Here is a 5,828-nt window from a genome sequence, read left to right as displayed (position 1 = left end):
TAGTTGCCATCTGCTTTCCCTCACACACGGCCTTCCTTTGCATCTTATCCAGGATGCCTGAAACTTCTTGCGCAGTATGCAGGAAGGATATGATCTTAATGTCAAAAATTTGCCAAAGTTCAGTAAAATATTCTCAACGCCTCTGCATAGTTTCCATTTTGAAAATACTTCTCTGCCTCGTTTAACCTGTTGAAATACTTTCTCTCCTCGCCGGCGACTCTTGACGCCTCCTCGAGGAGTTTCTTGGCTTCCATATTTAGCGGATCAAGGATCGTCGCTTCTCTGAATTTGTCCTCGGCCTCGATGGACCTCCCTGCCCTCATGAGACTCTTCCCCTCGTGGAGTAGAGAATTAGTCTTGCTTTTCATCAGCGATGGCGTTAGAGGTCCCGTCCGTTGCGGCTCCGGAACTTTTTCCGTTCCTGTGGGGACGACTGCAGCAGCTTCCTTCTGCAAAGGGGTCCCTTCATCGGCCTTTGCTTTTTCAGGCGTTGCTACCTTTTTCTGTTGTCCGGCCTTTCCAGCAACTCCGCCGATGCCGACTGATTCCGCTCCCCTTTCTCCTTCAGTCCGGGGCGCGAAGCTCTGCTTGGCAGGTTCATCGTAGAAATAGAAGCGCTCGATGATGTATCTCGCAAAGTAGAAGCCCGCTACGACGAACAGGATTGGCGCTGCGATCAGAACGATTCTCGCAAAGATCGGCTTTTTCAGCTTAACTGGAACAGGGACTTCTACATGAATCGTTCCCCTCCTGGGAGTGGATCTTGAGACCTTTATGGTCGCTTCAGAAGATGTTTCTCTCTCTCTGACCTTTCCGGATTTCCCGGCAGGTTTTTCCTTCTCCTTCTTCTCAAGACCAATGGAAGGCATGCTATTGATTTTCTCTCTTTCTTTCTCAATCCTTCCAATGTAGAAGAGGGCTTCCTGGTGAGCGGGATTGGTGGAGAGGATCTCCCTGAAGAGATTCTCGGCTGATTGAAAATCCCCTTTCTCGAAGAGTTCCATACCCTGATGCAGCTTCCTTTCGGTTTCTTTCTGCTTCTCGTCTATAAGGTTCCTGGCCAGATTCAGTAACTCCTGAGAACGATAGTTGGATTCATCCATCACCAGGGCCCGCGAGAAACAATCGGCGGCTTCGCTGTACCTTGCCTCCTGAAGAAGCCTCTCCCCTTCTGAAAGCAGGAGATTCACCCCGGATTCAGCTTTGACTTTGGACTCATTTTCTGTTTTCTCTTCCTCTTCCTGCAACGTTACCGTCTCTTCGGTCTCTCCTTTCGGTCTCTCCTTTTCCGACCACTGGATCTGTTTAGCGTTTTCTGCTTTTCCCTTCTCAAGGATCTCTTCGATGCCGAGGTTTTCTACGAGCTGCAAGGGCTCCTCTGTTTTTGCCGGCTTTTCGGCACCACCTTCCTCCTCAGCAATCCATTCCTGTGACAGGAGCTCGGCCATCCTGATCCCCTCCTGAGCCTGTTTGTTGAAGGGATCGAGGGCCAGAACATCCTTCCAGCGTCTGGCAGCATCCGCATACCTCGCGCTCTTGTAGTGCTCCAGAGCCTCATCAAGAATTTTTTCGATATCTTCTTTGTTCATAAGGTCGCTCTTGCCCTTAAAAAAATATAAAACTCATCGAAGATAAAAGCAATCTTCATCAGAAGACACAGTTGGGGGGTTTCTCGCCTCTCAGAGCGGCAAGAATGTTCTGTGCTGCTACCATTGCCATCTTTTCGCGGACTTCAACGGTCGCGCTACCTATGTGGGGAAGAAGAACGACGTTCTCCATCATCTTGAGCTCTTCTTCCATAGCCGGTTCCCTCTCATAGACATCGAGACCGGCTCCGGCAAGATGTCCACTCTTGAGGAATCTCACAAGGGCTTTCTCATTGACGATCTCTCCCCGAGCCGTATTGATGAGAAAGACACCTTTCTTCATGCTCGCAAGCTCTTTCTCTCCAACCAGTCCGCGACTCTCTTCAGTGAGAGGAAGATGGAGGGTCAGCACGTCGGCAGCGCGAAGGAGCTGTTGGAACGGAAGGTATTGAATACTAAGATTTTTTTCTTCTTCGCCGCCGAGCCTGTTTGGATCACTGTAAACCACTTTCATCCCAAATGCCACTCCCCTCCGGGCCACAGCCTTTCCGATCCTTCCCATCCCGATGATCCCAAGGACTTTTTTCTGGATGGATTTGCCGAGAAAGAGTCCCGGGGCCCATCCGCGGAATTTCCCCTCCCTGGTAAACCGGTCTGCCGGAATGATCCTTCTCGTAAGTGTGAGGATAAGCGCCCAGGCGATGTCTGCCGTAGCATCGGTCAGTACATCGGGTGTATTCGTCACGAAGATTCTGTTCTGCTTTGCATAGCTGACATCGATGTTGTTGATTCCAACGGCATAGTTGGCGATGATCTTCAGCTCTTTGCCGGCATTGATCACCTCCCTGTCCACTCTATCGGAGAGAGTGCAGAGCAGGCCGGCTTTTCCCGGAATCATCGCAACAATCTCTTCCTTTCGAAGCGTTCTTTCCTCCCGGTTCAGGTCCACCTCACAGCTTTCGGCAAGGAGCCGGAGAGCAGGACCCGGCAGATCTCTCGTCACGAGGATATGCGGTCTCATCTCAGAAACGCCTTTCTTACTTCCCTTTCTTCTCCTTAGCAGCCTCGATCTGTTTCTTCACCATGTCGATCCCCTCGACATCCGGCTTGATCCTCTCGAGTCTCTGAAGGGCGCTCTCGGCTGCGGTCAGATCGGACGTATCGTTCATTGCGACGATGATGATATTGTACAGGGACTGCCAGTGGGAAGGATCTTTCTGATTGGCTTTCTCGAAGAATTCAATGGCCTTTCGGGGATCTCCGGTATTCCTGTAACAGATGCCCAGATCGGTGAAGACATTGGGGTCATCGTCTTTAATCGCTATGGCTTTAGCATAGTATTCGATCGCCTGCGGGAACTTAACGGCATCGAAATAGAGATTTCCAAGCCTCACGAGAGCGGCATAGTTGGAAGGATCCTGCTGAAGGAGCTTCTTCAGCGATTCGATCTCCTGCATGATATCTATATGTTCCGGAGGCTGCTGCATTTCAGATATGCTAGAGCCTTTCGGCGATTCACGTTTCTGCGCCGGGTTGATCTCTTCCTGATGAAATATCATGTAGGCAACAAGAAAACCGACGACGATACCGAAGACCACTCCAGCTGCCAGAAATATCACATTTTCTTTTTTCATCTACAACTCCATAAGAGATAAAGGTTTAAAGGAAACGATTTCCCTTTAAAATCTCAGAAAGTTTAGAATACTAACTCATTCCCGTCAAGGAAACCTTCTTGTTCGAGAAAAGAAGGTATGTTATATTCAAGCAAATTTTTAAAGCAACCAAGACGAATCGATGAAAGATGAAAGGGAAAATCTCTTTGGATTGACGCTGGAGGAACTCGAAGAAAGGATCGTCGAATGGGATCTGGAAAAGTACAGGGCCAGACAAATCTATCATTGGGCTTTTGCCGGGAAGGTCGGCTCCTTCGGCGAGATGACCAGCATCCCGGCAAAGCTTCGGAGGAAACTTTCTGAAAAGCTCTCACTTTCACTCCCGCACATCGAGAAAAGCTACCTATCTAAAGATGGCACAGAGAAGTTTCTTCTCAGACTGCATGATGGAAAATCGATCGAATCGGTCCTCATTCCGGAGAAGAAGAGAATCACCATCTGCGTCTCTTCTCAGATCGGATGTCCTCTTAATTGCACATTCTGCCTGACCGGGAAGATGGGTTTCAAGAGAAATCTTGAAACGGAAGAGATCACCGCTCAGATTATCCTTCTGCTGAGCAAGAGGGCTTTTCCAAAGAAAAAGATCAACGTCGTCATGATGGGGATGGGCGAGCCGTTCCTGAACTATGACAACGTCACGAAATTCATCTCCATCGTGACGAATCCGGAAGGGATGGGGCTGTCCAGAAAAAGGTTGACGCTCTCCACTGCCGGTCTCCCCCATGAGATCGACGAGCTTTCCCTGGAAAATGTTAAGCCAAAACTATCCATTTCCCTGAATGCAACGACAAACGCAACGAGAAGCAGGCTCATGCCGATTAACAAGAAACACAACATCGAGTCTATCCTGAAGTCTTGCAGGAACTACTTTATAAGGACGAGCGACAGAATCACTTTCGAATACATTCTAATTGAAGGTATCAACGATAATATCGAGGATGTTAGACGACTCGTCAAGCTGCTTCACGGGATCCCATCCAAGGTGAACATCATCCCTCTGAACGAATCGAAGAGGATCCTCTTCAAAAAGCCTCCCCATGAGAAGATCAAGAAGTTCCGGGAGTCTCTCGTCGAGCGGGGAATTGATGCCATGATCCGGAAGTCGAGGGGAGATGATATCCAGGCTGCCTGCGGTCAACTCATCACTTGAAATTGTTTCTTCATTTAGTAGCGGTGAAGTCCATATCTACCTTCTCGCCCTGATCTCATCGGCAATGAGATGAAAGAGTACGAGGGCAAGCAGTCCGGAGAGATCTTCCGAATCGATAAACACGGGGCTGACTTCCAGATCGATTGAAAGGATGCCGGATTCTTCACCAGGTGTGAATCTCAGAAACCGGCACCCGGTTTCGTATTCTACCAGTGAAACAGCCCTGCTCCAGAAGCCGTCCTTATTCAGATACAGGATATTGGAATCTCTTGTGAAGATGTAGATGTTCCCTCCTCGCTTCTCATAGGATCCTACCAGTTCATCCTCGTCTTTAAGGGCAACCGTTTTCGCTCTCCCGGCATCCCGGATGATTAAGACACTCCCTCCTGCGTCTCTATACTCTCCCCGTTGCATCAAAGGATCGAAGGAAAAAGTACCCAGTATCTTTTCCCCGACCCTTATGAAGAGCGGAGACGACAGTCCCTCTTTCGCCTCAATCTTTATCTTTTCCCCTGCCCTCAGTAATTCTTTGAACTCCGACGGTTCATCAAATTGATTCATATTGCTGCATGTCCTCTTGACCTGACCTATTCCTGAGTGGATGGTTCATCTTTCAGAAGCTGGTAGAGAGATCTCTGCGTCGCGGCCCTGACGAATTTGTTATCATCATCGAGAGACTTTTCAAGCTGCGGTATAGCCGATTCATCTCCGATATTTCCGAGGGCCGTAGCTGCTTTGACTCTCACTTCAAAGTCTTTATCCTTGAGAAGATTGTACAGGAATGGAAGCGAATCCTTATTACCGATCTTTCCGAAGGCTTCAGCCACAAAGATCCGGACATCCTTACGAGTATCGAAGGTGAGTCTCTCAAGGATCGTCATGGCTCCCGGACCACCGATGTCACCCGCTGCTTCCGCAATCTTCAACCTCACATGGAAGTCCTCATCATCGACGTTCCGCAGGAGGTGATCGATCGCAGCAGGGTTCTTCAACTCGCCGAGGACCTTCGCTGCCGACGATCTCACAAAACCATCCCTGTCATCAAGCATCCTGACGGCAGCCCGGAAGGCTTCCTCCCGGTCGACATCCTTTAGATACCAGAGAGCCGAAGCCCGTACCTCACGGTCTTTATCTTCAAGATAAGCCTTCATTTTTTCAACATTACCGGCCTGCGGCGTGCTCTTCAATGCATATATCTCCCCTATCTTTTCTTTCTTGTCCTTGCTGCAGCCTGACACACTGAGAACGAGGATCACAAGGACAACTGCCATGGCTATGCTACACCTCAGGGAATGGAACATGAATAACTCCTCTGGTTCTTTCTTCTCCGTTCAAACATCGGCTGGTTCCTTTCATCTTCCCGTATGATCGAGAACGGCTCTCCCCTTCCCGATCTGCACAGGAAAGGAAAGCAGCTTC

The 5,828-nt window shown here is 49.3% G+C and carries 6 protein-coding genes; 1 reads left to right on the top strand and 5 read right to left on the bottom strand.

Annotated elements, in window-relative coordinates; genetic code table 11:
- Positions 1–119: 119 nt before the first annotated feature.
- Genes AB1756_05105 through AB1756_05095 form a run of 3 tightly spaced genes read right to left on the bottom strand, consistent with a single transcriptional unit; the run spans position 120 to position 3,220 of the window.
- On the bottom strand, positions 120–1,589 hold the full coding sequence (locus AB1756_05105) for a tetratricopeptide repeat protein (protein ID MEW5806710.1): 1,470 nt from the start codon (positions 1,587–1,589) through the stop codon (positions 120–122).
- A 58-nt stretch (positions 1,590–1,647) separates the two neighbouring features.
- Positions 1,648–2,607 (bottom strand): D-glycerate dehydrogenase, encoded by a 960-nt coding sequence (locus AB1756_05100; GenBank protein MEW5806709.1) that lies wholly within the window; start codon positions 2,605–2,607, stop codon positions 1,648–1,650.
- A gap of 16 nt (positions 2,608–2,623) precedes the next feature.
- Complete coding sequence (locus tag AB1756_05095; GenBank protein MEW5806708.1) at positions 2,624–3,220, bottom strand: tetratricopeptide repeat protein; 597 nt, start codon at positions 3,218–3,220, stop codon at positions 2,624–2,626.
- Between the two features lie 160 nt (positions 3,221–3,380).
- Here AB1756_05095 and rlmN point away from each other — a divergent pair, with 160 nt between their 5' ends.
- Complete coding sequence (gene rlmN / locus AB1756_05090) at positions 3,381–4,409, top strand: 23S rRNA (adenine(2503)-C(2))-methyltransferase RlmN (protein ID MEW5806707.1); 1,029 nt, start codon at positions 3,381–3,383, stop codon at positions 4,407–4,409.
- 36 nt (positions 4,410–4,445) lie between these two features.
- Here rlmN and AB1756_05085 read toward each other — a convergent pair whose 3' ends face one another.
- Both AB1756_05085 and AB1756_05080 read right to left on the bottom strand, forming a co-directional pair.
- Positions 4,446–4,970 carry a hypothetical protein gene (locus AB1756_05085; protein ID MEW5806706.1) on the bottom strand — a complete coding sequence of 175 codons (525 nt, stop codon included), beginning with the start codon at positions 4,968–4,970 and terminating at the stop codon, positions 4,446–4,448.
- A gap of 26 nt (positions 4,971–4,996) precedes the next feature.
- Positions 4,997–5,680 carry a HEAT repeat domain-containing protein gene (locus AB1756_05080; protein MEW5806705.1) on the bottom strand — a complete coding sequence of 228 codons (684 nt, stop codon included), beginning with the start codon at positions 5,678–5,680 and terminating at the stop codon, positions 4,997–4,999.
- Positions 5,681–5,828: the final 148 nt, after the last annotated feature.

The organism is Acidobacteriota bacterium (genome assembly GCA_040752675.1).
GTDB lineage: Bacteria > Acidobacteriota > Polarisedimenticolia > JBFMGF01 > JBFMGF01 > JBFMGF01.
Note: the sequence above shows the minus strand (reverse complement) of the source record. Positions and strands in the feature narration are given on the sequence as shown.

Bases quoted from the DNA above. Each gene is read 5' to 3' on its own strand.
- AB1756_05100 (MEW5806709.1), bottom strand. From the start codon at position 2,607: ATGAGACCGCATATCCTCGTGACGAGAGATCTGCCGGGTCCTGCTCTC.
- AB1756_05095 (MEW5806708.1), bottom strand. From the start codon at position 3,220: ATGAAAAAAGAAAATGTGATATTTCTGGCAGCTGGAGTGGTCTTCGGT.
- AB1756_05080 (MEW5806705.1), bottom strand. From the start codon at position 5,680: ATGGCAGTTGTCCTTGTGATCCTCGTTCTCAGTGTGTCAGGCTGCAGC.
- AB1756_05105 (MEW5806710.1), bottom strand. From the start codon at position 1,589: ATGAACAAAGAAGATATCGAAAAAATTCTTGATGAGGCTCTGGAGCAC.
- rlmN (MEW5806707.1), top strand. From the start codon at position 3,381: ATGAAAGATGAAAGGGAAAATCTCTTTGGATTGACGCTGGAGGAACTC.
- AB1756_05085 (MEW5806706.1), bottom strand. From the start codon at position 4,970: ATGAATCAATTTGATGAACCGTCGGAGTTCAAAGAATTACTGAGGGCA.